The sequence below is a fragment of the Amycolatopsis thermalba genome (genome assembly GCF_023376025.1).
GTDB classification, from domain to species: Bacteria; Actinomycetota; Actinomycetes; order Mycobacteriales; family Pseudonocardiaceae; genus Amycolatopsis_E; species Amycolatopsis_E thermalba.
On the sequence record NZ_CP091196.1, the window covers coordinates 1,550,029 to 1,568,638 of the forward strand.

Below are 18,610 nucleotides of genomic sequence, written 5' to 3' on the forward strand. Positions count from 1 at the left end.
GGCCACATGACGACAACGATGACCGCGCCGGCGGCGCGCAAGCACTGGATCGAGCACTGGGAGCCCGAGAACGAGTCGTTCTGGGAGTCCACCGGCAAGAAGATCGCCCGCCGCAACCTGTGGTTCTCCATCTTCTCCGAGCACATCGGGTTCTCCATCTGGACACTGTGGTCGGTGATGGTCCTGTTCATGGGGCCGCAGTACGGGTTCTCGGCCGCCGACAAGTTCCTGCTGACCTCGACGCCGACCCTGGTCGGCGCGATCGCCCGGCTGCCCTACAGCTGGGCGGTGGCGCGCTTCGGCGGTCGCAACTGGACGATCGTCAGCGCAACCCTGCTGCTGATCCCGAGCATCGGCGCGGCGATCGTGATGGAGCCGGGCACCCCGCTGTGGGGCTTCCTGATCGTCGCGGCGCTGGGTGGTGTCGGCGGCGGCAACTTCGCGTCCTCGATGACCAACATCAACGCGTTCTTCCCGGAGAAGGCCAAGGGCATGGCGCTGGGCCTGAACGCGGGCGGCGGCAACCTCGGCGTCGCCGTGATCCAGCTGCTCGGTCTGCTGATCATCGCCACCGTCGGCACCGGCGCGCCGCGGATCATCCTGTTCATCTACATCCCGCTGATCGTCGTCGCGGCGCTGTGCTCGGCGTTGTTCATGGACAACATCGCGTCCGTCCGCAACGACAAGAAGGCGATGCGGGAGATCATCGGCGACGCCCACACGTGGGTGATGTCGTTCCTCTACATCGGCACGTTCGGCTCGTTCATCGGCTACAGCTTCGCCTTCGGCCTGGTGCTGCAGAACCAGTTCGGCCGCACCCCGCTGCAGGCCGCGGCGGTCACGTTCCTCGGCCCGCTGCTCGGCTCGTTCTCCCGCCCGGCCGGGGGCTGGCTGGCGGACAAGCTGGGCGGCTCGCGGGTCACCTTCACCACGTTCGTCGGCATGGCGGTGATGACCGTCATCCTGATCATCGCGTCCAACACCCAGTCGCTGGCGTTGTTCACCACGGCCTTCATCGTGTTGTTCGTGCTGACCGGGGTCGGCAACGGCTCCACCTACAAGAGCATCCCGGCCATCTTCCGCACCAAGGCGAGGGCCGCGATCGCGGCCGGCGCCGACGAGGCGACCGAGATGCTCAAGGCCCGCAAGCGGTCCGGCGCCCTGATCGGCCTGGCCGGTGCGGTCGGCGCGCTCGGCGGCCTGTTCATCAACCTGGCGTTCCGGCAGTCCTTCCTGGACACCGGCAGCGGCGTGCCGGCGTTCGTCGGGTTCCTCGTCTTCTACGGGATCTGCTTCGTCCTCACCTGGGCCGTGTACCTCCGCAAGTCGGACGCGCCGGTGAGCGAGCGCGGGCTGGCTCTCGCCGGTGCCCGGGTCTGAAGCAAGAGCAAGCGAGCAGGAGGTTTCGGTAATGCGCACACTCGTCGTCGTCGGGAACGGCATGGTGAGCCACCGGCTGGTGGAGGCACTGCGGGCCGAGGACACCGAGGGCGCCTGGCGGGTCGTCGTGCTCGCCGAGGAGCCGCGCCCGGCCTACGACCGGGTTGCCCTGACCTCCTACGTGGATGGCTGGGACGTCCAGGCGCTCACCCTGTCCGGTTCGGATTACGAAGGTGACGACCTGGTCGAGCTGCGGCTGGGCGACCCGGTCACCGCGATCGACCGGGCGACCAGGACGGTCACCACCGCGTCCGGGCACGTGCAGCCCTACGACGCGCTCGTGCTCGCCACCGGCTCGCGCCCGTTCGTGCCGCCGGTGCCGGGACACGACCTGCCCGGCTGTTTCGTCTACCGCACGATCGAGGACCTGGACGCGATCCGGGCCGCGGTCGAGCACGCGAAGGCGACCAAGCGCGGCCGCGCGGCGGCGATGGTCGTCGGCGGTGGCCTGCTCGGCCTGGAGGCGGCGAAGGCCCTGCGCGACATGGGCCTGTCCCCGCACGTGGTGGAGATGGCGCCGCGGCTGATGCCGCTCCAGGTCGACGACGGCGGTGGCCGGCTGCTGCGCAAGCTGGTCACCGACCTGGACCTGACCGTCCACACCGGAACTTCGGCCGAGAAGATCGAGCAGGACGGCGACCGCCTGTTCACCAGGCTCACCAACGGCACCGAGCTGGACCTGGACCTGGTGGTGTTCTCCGCCGGTGTCCGCCCGCGCGACGACCTGGCCCGCTCGTCCGGGCTGGCGGTCGGCGAGCGCGGCGGGATCATCACCGACCTGGCCTGCCGCACCAGCGATCCGGACATCTGGGCGGTCGGCGAGTGCGCCGCGGTCGAGGGCCGCTGCTACGGCCTGGTCGCCCCGGGCTACACGATGGCCGAGATCGTCGCCGCGCAGCTGCTCGGCAAGACTGGCGAGTTCCCGGGCGCGGACCTGTCCACCAAGCTGAAGCTGATGGGCGTGGACGTGGCCAGCTTCGGCGACGCGCACGCCACCACGGAGAACGCGGTCGAGGTCGTGCTCTCCGACGCGGTCGGCGGGTACTACAAGAAGCTCGTCGTGTCCGAACCTGATGAGCACGGGCGCCGACTCCTGTTGGGCGGTGTGCTGGTCGGTGACGCGAGCGCGTACAACCTGCTCCGCCCGCTGGTCGGCAGCCCGCTGCCGGCCGATCCGGCCGCGATGCTCGCGCCGGAAGGCGGCTCCAGTGCGGTGGGTGTGGACGCGCTGCCGGACGAGGCGCAGATCTGCTCGTGCAACGCGGTCAGCAAGGGCGCCATCACCAGCGCGATCCACGACGAGGGCTGCGACAGCGTCGCGAAGATCAAGGGCTGCACCAAGGCGGGCACGACGTGCGGGTCGTGCGTGCCGATGCTGGCGAAGCTGCTCGACGCCTGCGGGGTCGAGCAGTCCAAGGCGCTGTGCGAGCACTTCGCCTACTCGCGCCAGGAGCTGTTCCAGATCCTCAGCGCTACCCGCATCACCACGTTCGGCGAACTGATCGCCAAGCACGGCACCGGCTCGGGCTGTGAGATCTGCAAGCCGGCCGTCGCCTCGATCCTCGCCACGCTCGACACGACCCACCGCGACGGCGGTCACGTCCTGGCCGGCGAGCAGGCCGCGCTGCAGGACACCAACGACCACTTCCTGGCGAACATGCAGCGCAACGGCACCTACTCGGTCGTGCCGCGGATCCCCGGCGGCGAGATCACCCCGGCGAAGCTGAAGGTGATCGCCGAGGTCGCCGAGGAGTTCGGGCTCTACACCAAGATCACCGGCGGGCAGCGGATCGACCTGTTCGGCGCGACCGTGGACCAGCTGCCGCACATCTGGAAACGGCTGGTGGACGCCGGGATGGAGTCCGGGCACGCCTACGGCAAGTCGCTGCGCACGGTGAAGTCGTGCGTCGGCTCCACCTGGTGCCGCTACGGCGTGCAGGACAGCGTCGGCCTGGCCGTCGAGCTGGAGCTGCGCTACCGCGGCCTGCGCTCGCCGCACAAGCTCAAGGCCGGGGTGTCCGGTTGCGCCCGCGAGTGCGCCGAGGCCCGCGGCAAGGACTTCGGCGTGATCGCGACCGAGAAGGGCTGGAACCTCTACGTCGGCGGCAACGGCGGCGCCCTGCCCCGGCACGCCGAGCTGCTGGCGTCCGACCTGGACAAGGACACGCTGATCACCTACATCGACCGGTTCCTGATGTTCTACGTGCGCACCGCCGACCGGCTGCAGCGCACCGCGCCGTGGATCGAGGAGATGGACGGCGGCCTGGACCACCTGCGGGCGGTGATCGTCGACGACAAGCTCGGCATCTGCGAGGAGCTGGACGCCGCGATGGCCAAGCACGTGCAGAACTACGCCGACGAGTGGCGCGGCGTGCTGGAGGACCCGGCGAAGCTGGCCCGGTTCACCTCGTTCGTCAACGCGCCGGGCACGCCCGACCCGACCATCTCGTTCCGCGCCGAACGTGACCAGAAAGTCCCCGTCCTGCTGGGTGTTCCGGAGGTGGTTTCGCGATGACCGCGGTGGAGGAGAAGCGCGCCACGGAGGCGGTCGAGATCTGCCCGGTCGACCGGCTGATCCCCGGTCGCGGGGTGGCCGCCCTGCTGCCCGACGGGCGGCAGGTGGCGATCTTCCGCACGGTGACCGGCGACGTCTACGCCGTGTCCAATGTGGACCCGTTCACCAAGGCGGCGGTGCTCTCGCGGGGGATCATCGGTGACGTGAAGGGCGTGCCGCACGTCGCTTCGCCCATGCTGAAGCACCGGTTCGAGCTGGCCACCGGCAACTCGCTGGACGACGAGACGGTGGCTGTGCGCACGTATCCGGTGCGGGTGATCGAGGGTGTGGTGTACCTCCAGCCATGATCGATTCCCCCGGTGTCCTCCCGCTCGCCGGGTTCGCGGTGGGCATCACGGCCGCGCGCCGCGCGGACGAGCTCGGCGCGCTGCTGGTGCGCCAGGGCGCGACCGTGCGGTACGGGCCGGCGATCCGGATCGTGCCGCTCGCCGACGACACCGAGCTGCACGCCGCGACCGTGCGGATGCTGGCGGAGCCGGTCGACGTGGTCGTGGCGACCACCGGCATCGGGTTCCGCGGGTGGGTCGAGGCGGCCGAGGGCTGGGGTCTCGGCGAGGCGCTGGTCGGCCGCCTCGGCGAGGCGTCGCTGCTGGCCCGTGGGCCGAAGGCGCGTGGCGCGATCCGCGCGGCCGGGTTGTCGGAGAGCTACTCGCCGGCCTCGGAGAGCAGCGCGGAGCTGCTCCAGCACCTGCTGGCGTCCGGTGTGGACGGTCAGCGGGTCGCGGTGCAGCTGCACGGCGAGCCCCTGCCGTACTTCGTGGAATCGTTGCGGGAGGCCGGGGCCGAGGTCATCGAGGTGCCGGTGTACCGCTGGGTCGGGCCGTCCGATCCGGGGCCGCTGGACCGGCTGATCGACGCGGTGCTGGACGGCTCGGTGGACGCGATGCCGTTCACCAGCGCGCCGGCCGCGGCGAGCACGCTGGCGATGGCCAAGCGCACCGGGCGGCTCGCGGCGCTGGTGGAGGCGCTGACGCACCGGGTGCTGGTCGCGTGCGTCGGGCCGATCACGGCGGCCCCGCTGGCGGCGGTCGGGATCCCCACCGTGCAGCCGGAGCGGGCGCGCATCGGCGCGCTGGCGCGGACGGTGTCGCAGGCGCTGGTCGAGCGGTCGCCGAAGCTGCGGGCGGCCGGGAGGCTCATCGAGCTGCGCGGCCAGGCGGCCATTGTGGACGGTCAGCTGTGCGACGTGGCGCCCGCGCCGATGGCGGTGCTGCGAGCGCTGGCCCGCGAGCCCGGCCGGGTCGTCTCGCGCCGGGAACTGACGTCGGCACTGCCCGGCGGCGGTGAGGAACACGCGGTGGAGACCGCGATCGGGCGGCTGCGCACGTCGCTCGGCGAAGGGAAGCTCGTGCAGACCGTGGTGAAGCGCGGATACCGGTTGGCGGTGGAACGATGATCGTGCTGGCAGCGCATGGGACGCGGGACCCGCGGGGCGCGCGGGTGATCGAGGAGCTGGCGGACCGCGTGCGGGCCGGGACGCCGGTGCCGGTGCGGGTGGCCTACGCCGACGTGCGGCAGCCCGACGTGACGACGGTCCTCGATGCGGTGCGCGGCTACCAGGCGATCGTCGTGCCCGCGTTCCTGGCCGCCGGGTACCACGTGCGAACCGACATCCCGGCGCAGATCGCCGCGAGCGGGCACCGGAACGTGCTGCTGGCCGACCCGTTCGGCCCGGCGCCCGAGCTGGTCGGCGTGATGCGGGACCGGCTGGAGTGGGCTGGCTACCGCGCGGGTGACGCGGTCGTGCTGGCCGCGGCGGGCTCCAGCGATCCACGCGCGCTCGCCGAGGTGCGGGTTGCCGCGGATGCCCTGGGTGCGGTGCTGGGCACGTCCGTGCGGGTGGGTTACGTCGCGACGGCGCAGCCCTCGATCGCCGACGCGGTGGCCCGGGCGCGGGGGCGGGGCCGCCGGGTGGCGGTGGCGTCGTGGCTGCTGGCGCCGGGGTTGTTCCAGCGGAAGGTGCTGGACGCGGGCGCGGACGTGGTGGCCGATCCGCTGGGCGTGCACCCGGACGTGGTGGACCTGGTGCTGGCCCGGTATCAGCAGGCGCAGCGGCGGCTCGCGGTCGCCGCCTGAGACTTGTGGTTCGCTGGATGAAACAGTAGTTTCTGTTTTCGTGAAGCGCTACGTGGGTCGCGTCGTCCTGATCACCGGTGCCGGGCAGGGGCTCGGCCGTGCCATGGCGCGCCGGTTCGCCGACGAGGGGGCGTCGCTGGCGTTGTGCGACGTCAACGAGGCCGCGGTGAAGGAGACCGCGGCCGACTGCATCGACGTGCGGGCGTCCGTGGTGGACGTGGCCGATCCGGCGCAGGTCGGTTCGTGGGTGGCGGGGACGCTGGCAGCGTTCGGGCGGGTGGACGTGCTGGTCAACAACGCCGGGGTGATCCGCGACAACCGGCTGGAGCGGATGACCGACGACGAGTGGGACGCGGTGATCGACGTCAGCCTGCGCGGCATGTTCAACTGCAGCCGGGCGGTGTTCGGTGCGATGAAGCGGCAGGGGTACGGGCGGCTGCTGTCGTTGTCGTCGATGTGCTGGCGCGGAAACTTCGGCCAGGTGAACTACTCCGCGGCGAAGGCCGGGGTGGTCGGGATGGCACGCACGATCGCGCTGGAAGGCGCGCGGCACGGCGTGACCTCGAACGCGATCGCACCGGGGCTGATCGCGACGCCGATGCTGGCGTCGATGGACGACAAGGCACGGGCGAAGCTGGCCGCGCGGGTGCCGGTGGGGCACATCGGCGACCCGGCGGACATCGCGGAGGCGGCGGCGTTCCTGTGCTCGGAGGCGGCCGGCTACGTGACCGGGGTGGTGCTGGATGTGGATGGCGGCATCAGCATCGGCAGTGCGTTGCGCTGACGAGACCGCGGTGCGCCCGCGACGGCTTCGGCGACTGGTGCTAGTTCCAGCTCACCTTCAGGTCCGCGAACCCCCGCGTGCGCGCCACCCGTTCGGCCTCCTCCTCGGCGGCTGTCCGCGCCGCGGGCGGGAGCGGGTCGAACGCGGTGATCGTGAAGTCCAGCCGCTTGCGGCCGCTGCCCTTCGCGCGCCACACGCCGGCCACCTCGCCGCCCGCGAGCAGCGCTCCGGGGTTGCCGAGGATCCTCCAGACCTCCTTCTGCCGCGCCCGGTCCGGCACCAGCACCGCCCGGTCCCGCGACTGCAGGAACGGGTCCCACGGCGGCAGCAACCGCACGACGTCGGGCTCCGGCGGGTTCTCCAGCGCCGCCACGTCACCGGCCGGCAGGAACACCGTCCGCCCGGCGAACCGCACCTCGGCGAGCTCCTCCGGCCACATCCGCTTCACCACGGCGACCTTCGTCCCCACGAAATCCGCCGCCTCCTTCGGCGCCGCCGGGCCGTGCAGGTGCAGGTAATCCCGGACGACGGCCGTCGCGGCCCCGGCATCGGGCGTCGTCCGCATCCGCGGCCGGCCGTCCAGCGGCGCCAGCGTCGCGGGCTGGGCCCCGGCTTCCAGCCGCACCCCGCCGTGGATCGCCGCCAGCCGCATGACGTGATCCAGGATGTGGGTGGCCTGGCAGACGCGGCACTGGTACGACAAGCCGTCCGGGATGATCTTCGTGACGGCCTCGCTCACCGCGCCCTTCGACATCACCCGGGTGACGACCTTCCGCATCGCCCGCGCCGCGGTGAACAACCCGTCCAGCGCGCCCATCCCGGCCGCCTCGATCTGCTTGCGCTGCCAGCCCATCCGCGCCATCGCATCGTCCTCGTCGAGCGGGACCAGCGCGGCGGTGACCCGGCCGATCTCGTCCGTGCGATGGAAGTGCGGCGCCCCGCGGTGCGTCCACGCCAGCACGAACCGCGGATCCTCCACGAAGGACTCCTCGGTGACCGGGCCGGGCAGCCGCGCCGCGAGGGAGATCGCCGCCGTGTCGCGCTGGGTGCTCTGCAGGCCGAGGTCGAACACGGTCAGCCCGGCCGGGTCGGCGACGTCGCGGTGCAGGCCCTGCGCCGCGATCCGGTGGGCGAGCACCTGCTCGCGCTCGACCTCGATCATCACAGCCGGTAGTCGAAGGTGTAGTTCACGGTCTCGCTCGCTCCTCCGATCGTGCCGGTCCCGGCCAGTCCGGCCAGCTCACCCGTGCCCGAGCCCTCGACGACCGTGAACGTGCCCTGGATGCCGTCGGCGCCGTAGGCCACGTCGTGCCGGATCACGAAGCTGCCCTTCCGTCCGTCCACGCTGCCCTCGATCCGCTCGAACCCCGGCGCGGTCTGCCCGCTGCCGCTGTAGCCCTCGCCCGGGTAGTACAGCAGGAAGTCGCACGCCGACTCGCCCTCGATCATGCCGGAGTAGGCGAACGTGGCGTGCGCGTGGGCGTACCGGGGGCCGTTCTCCGGGCCGCTGACGACCTTCTCGTCCCAGGTCCGCGTGGTGAAAGTGTTGGTCATGGCCCCAGTGTGCGACCCATGCCTGACACCTTCTGTCAGGTTTCCGGGGAATACTGGGTCCATGCGCGCGAGCAGGTTGCTGTCGGTGCTGCTGCTCCTGCAGAACCGCGGCCGGATGACCGCCGAGGAGCTGGCGGAGGAGCTCGAAGTGTCGGTGCGGACCGTGTACCGGGACATCGAGTCGCTGTCCGCCGCCGGGGTGCCGGTCTACGCCGAACGCGGCCGGGCCGGCGGCTACCGGCTGCTCGACGGCTACCGCACCCGCCTCACCGGCCTGACCGGCGAGGAAGCCCAGTCGCTCCCGCTGGCCGGGCTGCCCGACGCGGCCGCCGAGCTGGGCCTGGGCACCGTGCTGACCGCCGCCCAGCTCAAGCTCTACGCCGCGCTGCCGGACGAGCTGCGCAGCCGCGCGGGCAAGGTCGCCGAGCGGTTCGTGCTCGACGTGCCCGGCTGGTTCCGCGGCATCGAAAGCCTGCCGCACCTGGCCGAGGTCGCCCAGGCGGTGTGGGATTCGCGGCGGGTTTCGGTGAAGTACCGGCGGTGGGACAACAGCGAGACGAACCGGCTGCTGGAGCCGCTGGGGCTGATCCTCAAGGCCGGGAACTGGTACCTTGCCGCACAGTGTGAGGGTGCGATCCGGACCTATCGAATGTCCCGGATCCGCTCGCTCGAACCCGGCGCCGCGTTCGAGCGCCCGGCCGGGTTCGACCTGGCCGCCTATTGGCGGGAGTGGTCGGAGCAGTTCGAGCGGCGGATGTACCCGCGGGTCGCCGTGGTGCGGCTGTCTCCGCTGGGCCGGGACCTCGTACCGTTCTACCTGGGCGCGGTGGGTGCCCGCGCTCTGCGCGAGTGCCGCGAGGTGCCGGACGAAGACGGGTGGTTGCGCGTGGAGTTACCGGTGGAACCCGGCGCCCCGGCACTTGGGGAGCTGCTGCGGTTCGGGCCCGAGCTGCGGGTGCTGGAGCCCGCGGACCTGCGTGACCAGGTGGCGGCCGCGGTGGACCGGATGGGTGCGTTCTATGGGTGATCTGAGCGGAGTCACGATCGGGGTGACCGCGGAACGGCGGGCCGAGGAGTTCATCGGCGCGCTGGAACGCCACGGCGCCACCGTGCGGCACGCGCCGCTGATCCACATCGTCCCGCTGCCCGACGACGCCCGGCTGCGCGCGGCCACCGAGGAGGTCCTCGCCGAACCGCTGGACATCCTCGCGGTCACCACCGGCGCCGGGTTCCGCGGCTGGGTGGACGCCGCCGAGGGGTGGGGGCTGCGGGAGGACCTGCTGGCGTCGCTGACCCGGGCGCGGGTGTTCGTCCGCGGCCCGAAGGGCAAGGGCGCGGTGCGGGGCGTCGGGCTCACCGAGGAGTGGGCCGCGCCCGAGGAGAGCAACCGGCAGCTGTTCGGTCACCTGCTGGACGCCGGGGTCGCGGGCGCGCGGCTGGCGGTCCAGCTGCACGGCTCGCCGCTGCCCGAGCACACCGCGCCGCTGCGGGAGGCCGGCGCGCGGGTGATCGAGGTGCAGCCGTACCGGTGGGAGTGGCCCGCGGACCTGCACCCGGCGCACGAGCTGCTGGACGGCGTGCTGGCCGGCACGGTGCGGGCGCTGGCCTTCACGAGCGCCCCGGCCAGCGCGAACATGCTGGAGCTGGCCCGCGAGCGCGGCAGGTACGACGAGCTGGTGCGGGCCCTGCGGGGTGACGTGGTGTGCGCGTGCGTGGGCCCGGTGACGGCCGCACCGTTCACCGAGGCCGGAGTGCCGACCCTGCAACCGGACCGCCAGCGGCTGGGCGCGCTGGTCAAGCTGCTGGTCGCGGAGCTGGGCACCTAGGGGGAGATCTCCGGGCCGCTCCCGGTGATCAACCCGATGTGCCCGGTCCGGCCGCTTCCTAGGTTCGGTGCATGGTCAAACCAAGATCGACGATCCGCCGCCTCGCACTGCTCACCGCCGCCGCCTTCGCGCTCACCGTGGTCCCGGCGTCGGCCGGGACGGCACTCGCCCTGCCGGAACCGTCCGGCCCGTTCGCCGTCGGAGTCACCGAGCTGCACCTGGTCGACCAGGCCCGCGACCGCGAGCTGATGGCGACGGTGCGTTACCCCGCGATCCACGACCGCGGCCCGCGGGCGCCGTTCCTGACACCCGGCGCCGCCGCCGTGATCGCCGAAGCCGACGCCGCCCGGCTCGGCATGGACCCCGCCCGGCTGGACTACGGCTTCGCCACCAACGCACGCTCCGGCGCGCCCGTCGCCGCCGGACATCTGCCCGTCGTGCTCTACACACCGGGCGCCGAGCAGCCCCGCGCGCTGGCGACCACCCAGCTGGAGGAGCTCGCGAGCCGGGGGTACGTCACCGTCGCGTTCGACCACCCCGGCGAGACGTCCGTGGTGGAGTTCCCGGACGGCCGCCTGGTGCGCGGCGCCCTGCCACCGCAGAGCGTCGAGGTCGGCCGCCGGATGATCGCCACCCGCGTCGCGGACGCCCGGTTCGTCCTCGACCAGCTCGAAGTCCTCGCGCGGGGCGGCAACCCGGACGCGGAAGGGCGTGCGCTGCCCGCCCGGCTGGGCCGCTCGCTCGACCTGACCCGGATCGGCATGTTCGGGCATTCGGCCGGCGGGTTCACCACGGCCGAGACGATGCTGGCCGACCCGCGGATCGACGCGGGCGCCGACCTGGACGGCAGCATGGCCTACTCGCAGCGGGACCGGATCTTCGGGCAGGCCGTCGAGCAGGGCCTGGACCAGCCGTTCCTGCTGATGAGCGCCGGTGACCACAGCGCCGCCACGGACGGGTCCTGGCAGGAGTTCCTGAGCAACCAGCGCGGCCAGGCGAGCAGCGGCACCTGGCCGGCGGCGAGCACTTCAGCTACACCGACTACCAGTTCCTGCTGCCCCGGCTCGGCGTCGATCCGGCGATCACCGCGCCCTGGATCGGCGACGTCGACGCCGCCCACAGCCTGGACTTCCAGCGCACCGGCCTCGTCGAGTTCTTCGACCAGCGGCTCTACGGCCGCCAGCGGTAGGTCTTCAGGTTGACTTTCTGACCGTCCGCCAGCACGCCCTCCGCCCGGAGGAGTTCCAGCTGCCGGTGCACGAGGTGCGGCGCGGGCGTGCCGTTGGCGCGCAGGATCCGGTGCCACGGCAGGTCCGCGCCGTCCTCGGACAGGATCCGGCCGATCATCCGGGGTGACGGGGCGCCGGCGATCGCCGCGATGTCACCGTACGTGGCGACCTTCCCCGGCGGCACGGTCGCGACCACCTCGCGCACCCGCTCGTGCAGCTCCTCGTTCACGTGACCAAACTACCGCCAGGGTGTGCCGGTCCCCGGTTCTGTCGGGCGGTCGTGATTCCATGCCAGACGTGAGCGCAGAGGGCACCCGGTCCCGGGCGGGCGCGCGGCTGGTCCGGCCGCCCGCCCCCGAGCAGCGCCCGGAACGCTGGGACGACGACGCGCGGGCGGTGCTGGCGGCGCCCCGCGGGTTCGTCCGCGTCCTCGGTGGACCGGGCACCGGCAAGACCACCCTGATCACGAGCGCGGCGGCGGCCCGCATCGCCGGTGGCGCCGATCCGGAGAGCCTGCTGGTGCTCACCGCGTCCCGCCGCGCGGCGAACGCCCTGCGTGCCGAGATCACCCGCCGCGTCACCGCCGGTGACGGCGTGCCCCGCACGATCCGCGAGCCGATCGTGCGCACCGTCCACTCCTACGCGTTCTCCTTGCTGCGCCTGCAGGCCGGGTTGCAGGACGTGCCGGCGCCGCGGCTGCTGTCCAGCCCGGAGCAGGACGTCGTGGTCCGCGAGCTGCTCGCCGGCGACCTCGCCGAGGGCGCGCCGGACTGGCCCGAGCAGCTGCGGCCCGCGCTGGCTGTGCCCGGCTTCGCCGAGGAGCTGCGCGACCTGCTGCTGCGTGCCGCCGAACGCGGTCTGGGCCCGGAGGACCTGGTCAAACTCGGCAGGCGCAAGGACCGCCCGGAGTGGGTCGCGGCCGGGGTGTTCTGGCGGCAGTACGAGGAGGTCACGGTCCTGCAGGGCGCGGGAGGCAACGCGCTCGGCGCGCCCGGTTCGCCCGCGCTGGACGCCGCCGAGCTGGTCGCGAGCGCGCTCGTCGAGCTGGAGGGCGACCCGGACCTGCTGGCGCGCGAGCAGGCGCGGATCCGGCACGTGTTCGTCGACGATGCCCAGCACCTGGACCACCTGCAGTTCCGCCTGCTGCGGCTGCTCGGCACCGCGGCCGAGGACTTCGTCGTGACCGGCGACCCGGACCAGGCGATCTTCTCCTTCCGCGGCGCCGACCCGAACCTGCTCACGCGCGCCGACGCCGACGGCGGCCGCACGGTGACGCTGACCCGGACCCACCGGTTGAGCCTGGCCGTGCACGAGGCGGTGACGAAGCTCGGCGCGACCCTGCCGGGCGCGAACCGGCACCGCGCGATCAGCGTCGACCCGAAGGCCGACGAAGGCGAGGTGAAGGTCCGGCTGCTGCCGACCCCGTCCGCCGAGGCGAGCTGGGTCGCCGACCAGCTGCGCCGCGCGCACCTCATCGACGGCGTGCCGTGGTCGGAGATGGCCGTGCTGGTGCGCTCGCCGGGGCGGTCGTTCCCGGTGCTGCAGCGGGCGTTGCGGGCCGCGGGGGTGCCCATCGCGTCGGCGGTGGAGGAGCTGCCGCTGGCCCGCCAGCCGGCGGTGCGGCCGCTGCTCGCGGTGCTGCGCGTCGCCGGTGATCCCGCGCTGCTCGACGTCGACACCGCCGAGATGCTGCTGGCGTCCCCGCTCGGTGGCGCCGATCCGCTGGCGCTGCGCCGGATGCGGCGTGGTCTGCGGCGGCTGGAGCTGGCCGGTGGCGGTGAGCGGTCCAGTGACGAGCTGCTCGTGGAAGTGTTGCGGGACAACGACAAGCTCGGCGGTCTCGCGGAGGCCGAGGCGGCGCCGATCCGGCGGGTCGGTGGTCTGATCGCGGTCGCGCGCGCGGCGATCGGCCGGGGCGCGGGGGTCGAGCAGGTCCTGTGGGACGTGTGGCAGGAGAGCGGCCTGCAGAAGCGGTGGGTGCGGCTGTCCGCGCGCGGCGGGACGCTGGGCGCGCAGGCCGACCGCGACCTGGACGCGGTGGTGGCGCTGTTCCACGCCGCGGGCAACTACGTCGACCGGCTGCCGAAGGCGAGCGTGGCGGCGTTCGCGGACTACCTGTCGTCGCAGAACATCGCGGGCGACAGCCTGGCGCCGGTGGCGATGCGCGGCGAGGGCGTGTCCCTGCTGACCGCGCACGGGGCGGCCGGTCGCGAGTGGACGGTCGTGGCCGTGGCGAACGTGCAGGAGGGCAGCTGGCCGGACCTGCGGCTGCGTGGCTCGCTGCTCGGGGTCGAGCGGCTGGTGGACCTGCTGTCCGGGCTGGAGGAGGAGACGGTGTCGGCGACGGCGCCCATCCTGGCCGAGGAGCGGCGGCTGTTCTACCTGGCGCTCGGCCGCGCGAAGCGGACGCTGCTGGTGAGCGCCGTGATCGGGGAGGACGAGCAGCCGTCGCGGTTCGTCGACGACCTGGAGGCCAACAGCGCGGACGAGTCCGGGCTGGACTCGCGGGTCAAGCCGCCGGGGCGGTCGCTGGTGCTGGCCGAGCTGGTCGGCGACCTGCGGCGCGCGGTGTGCGACCCGGACGTGCCGCCGGACCGGCGGGCGCGGGCGGCGCGGCAGCTGGCGCGGCTGGCGCGGGCCGGGGTGCCGGGCGCGCACCCGGATTCCTGGTACGGGCTGGTGGAGACGTCGACGGACACGCCACTGTACGGCGAGGGTGACGTGGTGCGCATTTCGCCGTCCACTGTGGACACTCTGAAGAAGTGCCCGTTGCGGTGGCTGATCGAACGGCACGGCGGGTCTGACCCGGCCCAGCTGGCGGCGATCACCGGGACGCTGGTGCACGAGCTGGCGCAGGCCGCGGCGGACGGCGTGGACGACGAGGGCCTGCGGCGCGCGCTGGACGAGGCGTGGGCGAAGGTCGACGCGGGCGCGCCGTGGTTCTCGCGGCGCGAGCGGAACCGGGTCGAGCAGATGGTGCGCAACTTCCTGGCGTGGCTGGCGAGTTCGCGGCACGAGCTGCAGCAGATGGGCATCGAGCAGGACATCGAGGTCGAGCTGCCGGTCGGTGGCGACGGTCTGCTGGTCAAGCTGCGCGGCCGGGTGGACCGCCTGGAGCACGACGCCGAGGGGCGGCCCGTGATCGTCGACCTGAAGACGGGGAAGACCGCGGTGAGCGCCGCGGATGCCGAGCTGAACCCGCAGCTGGCGGCGTACCAGTTGTCGGTGCTGCTGGGCGCGTTCGGCGGCGGGAAGCGTCCCGGCGGGGCGAAGCTGGTGTACCTGGCGAAGTCGCACAACAAGACGGGCGCGACGGTGCGGGAGCAGCCCCCGCTCGACGACGAGAGCGGCCGGGAGTGGCTGGAGCTGGTGCGGAAGGTGGCGGCGTCGGCGACGGGCCCGGCGTACGAGGCCACGGAGAACCCGGACTGCGACCGCTGCCCCGCGAAGGGTTCCTGCCCGCTGCGACCGGAGGGCAGGCAGGTGACGGGGCCGTGACCGGTTCCGCGAAACCCGCCGGCACGGCTGCTACTGCGCACCGGCCACGCGCGATCACACTTGTGATCCGGCGCTGGGCGCCTTGGGCGGGGGCAGTGCCGAGCGCCGCGATGCCTGCCACGGCGCCCGGGCGGCGGGCGGTGGTGCGGATGGCGGTGCCGAATACCTCGGCGACCGCCGAAGCCGCGCTACGCGCGGCGGCTCCTGCGGGGGCGGCGGTCCGCGTGGCGGTGCCGAACGGCTCGACGACCGCCGAGGCCGCGTTGCGCGTGGCGGTTCCTGCTGAGGCCGCGCTGCGCGTGCCAACCCCCACTGCCTCCGCGCTGTGCGTGGCCGCGCCTGCGCCGGGGCTCGCGCCGCGGGCGGCGTCGCAAGCCGCTCCCGTGTCCAGCACGGGAGCCAAGCCATGACCGAGATCGCCTCCCCGGCCGAGATCGCGCACGCGCTCGGCCTGCACCCGCCCACCCCGGAGCAAGCGGCGGTCATCGCGGCGCCCATCGAGCCCGCGCTCGTCGTCGCGGGGGCTGGGGCCGGGAAGACCGAGACCATGGCCGCCCGGGTGGTCTGGCTCGTCGCCAACGGGTTCGTCACCCCGGAGCGCGTCCTGGGCCTCACGTTCACCCGCAAGGCCGCCCGCCAGCTCGCCGACCGCGTCCGCGCCCGCCTGCGCCGTCTCGCCGGCTCCGGCCTCCTCGACCGGCTCGACCCGGGCGGCGCGCGCCGGGCCGCGGTGCTCGCCGGGGAACCCACCGTCCTCACCTACCACGCCTACGCCGGCCGCCTCCTCGCCGAGCACGGCCTGCGCCTGCCCGTGCAACCCGGCGTCCGCCTGCTCTCCGAAACCAGCTCCTGGCAGCTCGCCCACCGCGTGGTGTCGACCTGGGACGAAGACCTGGACACCGACCGCGTCCCCGCCTCGGTCACCGCGCAACTCCTCGCCCTCACCGGCGAACTCGGCGAACACCTGGTCACCGAAGAGAAACTCGCCGAGTACACCCGCTGGCTGTGTGACCTCATCGAACGCGCCCCGCGCGCCAAGGGCCAGCGCGCCGCGATGCCCAAGTCGCTGACCGACATCATCGCCGCGCAGAAGTTCCGCCTCTCGCTCATCCCGCTCATCGAGGAGTACCAGCGCCGCAAACGAGCCGAGGGCGCACTCGACTTCGCCGACCAGATGTCCCTCGCCGCGACCCTCGCCGACCAGCACCCGGCCGTCGCCGAGGGCGAACGCGCCCGCTACGGCGCCGTCCTCCTCGACGAGTACCAGGACACCGGCCACGCCCAGCGCATCCTGCTGCGCGCGCTCTTCGGCGGCGTCGAGAACGAGCCGCTGCCGGTCACCGCGGTCGGCGACCCCGCACAGGCCATCTACGGCTGGCGCGGCGCCAGCGCGGCCAACCTGCCCCGCTTCACCACCGACTTCCCGCGCCCGGGCCTCGAACCCGCCCACGAGTACGGCCTGCTCACCAGCTTCCGCAACCCCGCCGAGGTCCTCGTCCTCGCCAACGGCATCGCCGAACCGCTGCGCCGGCGCGGCCTCGGCGTCGAACGGCTCCGCGCCCGCGACAACGCCGACCCCGCCGACATCGAGGTCGCCCTGCTGCCGGACATCCGCACCGAACGCGAATGGGTCGCCGACGCCGTGGCGCGCAGGTGGTTCGCCCACCAGGACGAGCACGGCGCCCCGCCCACCGCCGCCGTCCTCGTCCGCCGCCGCGCCGACATGGCCCCGATCGCCGCCGAGCTGCGGGCCCGCGGCCTGCCGGTCGAGGTCGTCGGCCTCGGCGGGCTCCTCGACGAACCCGAGGTGGCCGACCTCGTCGCCACCCTGCGCGTCCTCGCCGACCCGCTCGCCGGCACCGCCGCCGCCCGCCTGCTCACCGGTGCCCGCTGGCGCCTCGCGGCCGCCGACCTCGCCGCGTTGTGGCGGCGCGCCAACGAGATCTCCGCGCCCCCGCCCACCGAAGAGTCCAAGGTGGACGAGCTGTTCGCCGAACGCGCCGAGCAGACCGGCCTCATCGACGCGCTCGACGACCCGGGCGACCCCAAGCGCTACTCCCCGGAGGGCTACCGCCGCATCCGGCAACTCGGCCAGGAACTCGCCGCGCTGCGCCGCCGCCTCGACCAGTCGCTGCCCGAGCTGGTCGCCGACGTCGAACGGACCATGCTGCTCGACGTGGAAGCGCAGGCCCGCCCCGGCAGCGCCCGCCGCGCCCACCTGGACGCCTTCGCCGACGTGGTCACCGACTTCGCGGAGACCTCGCCCACCGCCACCCTGATGTCCTTCGTGGACTACCTGGCGACCGCCGCGCACGCCGAGGACGGCCTCACCCCGGGCGAGGTCGAGGTGGTGCCGGACCGCGTGCAGGTGCTGACCGTCCACTCCGCGAAGGGCCTGGAGTGGGAGGTCGTCGCCGTGCCGCACCTGGCGCGCGAGGTCTTCCCCAACAAGCGCCGGTCCTCGTCCTGGCTGCGCACCGTCACGTCGCTGCCCGCCGCGCTGCGCGGTGACTCCGCGGACCTGCCGAAGCTGCGCGTGTCCGACGGCATGGACCGCAAGGAGGTCATCGAGGCGTTCGAGATCCACGAGCAGGACTTCGCCGAGCGCGAGGCCGACGAGGAACGCCGCCTCTGCTACGTCGCGCTGACCCGCTCCGAGCGCGCGCTCGTCGTGTCCGGGCACTGGTGGAACGAGACGAGCACCCGTCCCAAGGGCCCCTCGGACTTCCTGCTGGAGGTCGGCGAACTGGCCGCCGACGGCGTCGGCAAGGTCGCCGCGTGGGCCGAGGAACCACCGGCCGACGAGGAGAACCCACTGGTCAGCCAGGCCCGGACGGCGCACTGGCCGTCCGACCCGCTGACCGGCCGCCGCGACGCCGTGCACGAGGGCGCCGACCTGGTCCGCACCGCGCTGGCCGACGGCGAGGTCGAGGAGGACGAGGACGAGGACGATCCGGACGGCTGGATCGCCGACACCGACGTGCTGCTCGCCGAGTACGCCAAGCGCGCCGGCACCGCCGACCAGGTCGCGCTGCCCGACCACCTGTCGGTGAGCCAGCTCGTCGAGCTCGCCGCGGACCCGGCCGGACTCGCGCGCCGCCTGCGCCGCCCGCTGCCGGTGCCGCCCAACACCTTCGCCCGCCGCGGCACCGCCTTCCACGGCTGGCTGGAGCGCCGCTTCGCCGGTGACCGGCTGTTCGACCTCGACGAGCTGCCCGGCGCCGCCGACCCGGACGAGGCCGGCGACGACGCGCTCGAAGCGCTGCAGGAGGCCTTCGACCGCAGCGCCTGGGCGTCGCGCACGCCGCACGAGGTGGAGGTGCCGTTCTCCACCGAGGTGGACGGCGTGACCGTGCGCGGGCGGATGGACGCCGTGTTCGCCGATCCGGACGGCGGCTGGACCGTCGTGGACTGGAAGACCGGCGCCGTGCCCGAGGAGGGCCGGATGGCCTCGCTCGCCGTGCAGCTGGCGGCGTACCGTCTGGCTTGGGCGTCGCTGTCCGGAACGCCGTTGGAGAAGGTGCGCGCCGCCTTCCACTACGTGCGCGAGGACCACACGGTGCGCCCGGTGGACCTGCTCGACGCGGACGGTCTGCGCGATCTGCTCCGCAGCGTGCCACAGCCCTAG

14 protein-coding genes are annotated in these 18,610 nt (G+C 73.3%); 11 read left to right on the forward strand and 3 right to left on the reverse strand.

Translation table 11 applies throughout. From position 1 onward, the window contains the following. Positions 1 to 6: 6 nt before the first annotated feature. Genes L1857_RS07630 through L1857_RS07655 form a run of 6 tightly spaced genes read left to right on the forward strand, consistent with a single transcriptional unit; the run spans position 7 to position 6,875 of the window. The gene (locus tag L1857_RS07630; RefSeq protein WP_094006823.1) at positions 7 to 1,380 is read left to right on the forward strand and encodes a nitrate/nitrite transporter; all 1,374 of its coding nucleotides are present in this window, start codon (positions 7 to 9) and stop codon (positions 1,378 to 1,380) included. 31 nt (positions 1,381 to 1,411) lie between these two features. Beyond that, positions 1,412 to 3,955: a nitrite reductase large subunit NirB gene (gene nirB, locus L1857_RS07635; RefSeq protein ID WP_094006822.1), complete on the forward strand. Its 2,544-nt coding sequence runs from the start codon at positions 1,412 to 1,414 to the stop codon at positions 3,953 to 3,955. Then, positions 3,952 to 4,302, forward strand: coding sequence for a nitrite reductase small subunit NirD (gene nirD / locus L1857_RS07640; RefSeq protein ID WP_116111415.1), 351 nt, complete (start codon positions 3,952 to 3,954; stop codon positions 4,300 to 4,302). Before nirB ends, nirD begins: the two co-directional genes overlap by 4 nt. Then, complete coding sequence (locus L1857_RS07645) at positions 4,299 to 5,411, forward strand: uroporphyrinogen-III synthase (RefSeq protein WP_249464710.1); 1,113 nt, start codon at positions 4,299 to 4,301, stop codon at positions 5,409 to 5,411. The genes nirD and L1857_RS07645 overlap by 4 nt, the downstream gene beginning before the upstream one ends. Further along, on the forward strand, positions 5,408 to 6,091 hold the full coding sequence (locus tag L1857_RS07650; protein WP_094006819.1) for a sirohydrochlorin chelatase: 684 nt from the start codon (positions 5,408 to 5,410) through the stop codon (positions 6,089 to 6,091). The genes L1857_RS07645 and L1857_RS07650 overlap by 4 nt, the downstream gene beginning before the upstream one ends. Before the next feature lie 40 nt (positions 6,092 to 6,131). After that, positions 6,132 to 6,875: an SDR family oxidoreductase gene (locus L1857_RS07655; protein WP_094006818.1), complete on the forward strand. Its 744-nt coding sequence runs from the start codon at positions 6,132 to 6,134 to the stop codon at positions 6,873 to 6,875. A 40-nt stretch (positions 6,876 to 6,915) separates the two neighbouring features. Here the strand turns inward: L1857_RS07655 and L1857_RS07660 are convergent, their stop codons facing one another. Beyond that, on the reverse strand, positions 6,916 to 8,037 hold the full coding sequence (locus tag L1857_RS07660; RefSeq protein WP_116111412.1) for a DNA glycosylase AlkZ-like family protein: 1,122 nt from the start codon (positions 8,035 to 8,037) through the stop codon (positions 6,916 to 6,918). After that, positions 8,037 to 8,429, reverse strand: a complete 393-nt coding sequence (locus L1857_RS07665; RefSeq protein ID WP_116111411.1) for a DUF3224 domain-containing protein — start codon at positions 8,427 to 8,429, stop codon at positions 8,037 to 8,039. The genes L1857_RS07660 and L1857_RS07665 overlap by 1 nt, the downstream gene beginning before the upstream one ends. 61 nt (positions 8,430 to 8,490) lie before the next feature. Here L1857_RS07665 and L1857_RS07670 point away from each other — a divergent pair, with 61 nt between their 5' ends. The 3 genes from L1857_RS07670 (at position 8,491) to L1857_RS07680 (ending at position 11,457) form a co-directional block, all read left to right on the forward strand. Beyond that, complete coding sequence (locus L1857_RS07670) at positions 8,491 to 9,456, forward strand: helix-turn-helix transcriptional regulator (RefSeq protein ID WP_249464713.1); 966 nt, start codon at positions 8,491 to 8,493, stop codon at positions 9,454 to 9,456. Further along, entirely contained in the window at positions 9,449 to 10,255 is an 807-nt protein-coding gene (locus L1857_RS07675; RefSeq protein ID WP_094006814.1) for a uroporphyrinogen-III synthase, read from the forward strand. Before L1857_RS07670 ends, L1857_RS07675 begins: the two co-directional genes overlap by 8 nt. A 71-nt stretch (positions 10,256 to 10,326) precedes the next feature. Then, positions 10,327 to 11,457: an alpha/beta hydrolase family protein gene (locus tag L1857_RS07680; RefSeq protein WP_249464715.1), complete on the forward strand. Its 1,131-nt coding sequence runs from the start codon at positions 10,327 to 10,329 to the stop codon at positions 11,455 to 11,457. Here the strand turns inward: L1857_RS07680 and L1857_RS07685 are convergent. Continuing rightward, on the reverse strand, positions 11,426 to 11,713 hold the full coding sequence (locus L1857_RS07685) for an MGMT family protein (RefSeq protein WP_116111409.1): 288 nt from the start codon (positions 11,711 to 11,713) through the stop codon (positions 11,426 to 11,428). The two genes, L1857_RS07680 and L1857_RS07685, sit on opposite strands and share 32 nt — an antisense overlap. Positions 11,714 to 11,772: 59 nt before the next feature. On the opposite strand from L1857_RS07685, the gene L1857_RS07690 reads away from it, so the two are divergent. After that, positions 11,773 to 14,982 carry an ATP-dependent helicase gene (locus L1857_RS07690; protein WP_369806805.1) on the forward strand — a complete coding sequence of 1,070 codons (3,210 nt, stop codon included), beginning with the start codon at positions 11,773 to 11,775 and terminating at the stop codon, positions 14,980 to 14,982. A 406-nt stretch (positions 14,983 to 15,388) separates the two neighbouring features. After that, positions 15,389 to 18,610, forward strand: coding sequence for an ATP-dependent helicase (locus L1857_RS07695; protein WP_249464716.1), 3,222 nt, complete (start codon positions 15,389 to 15,391; stop codon positions 18,608 to 18,610).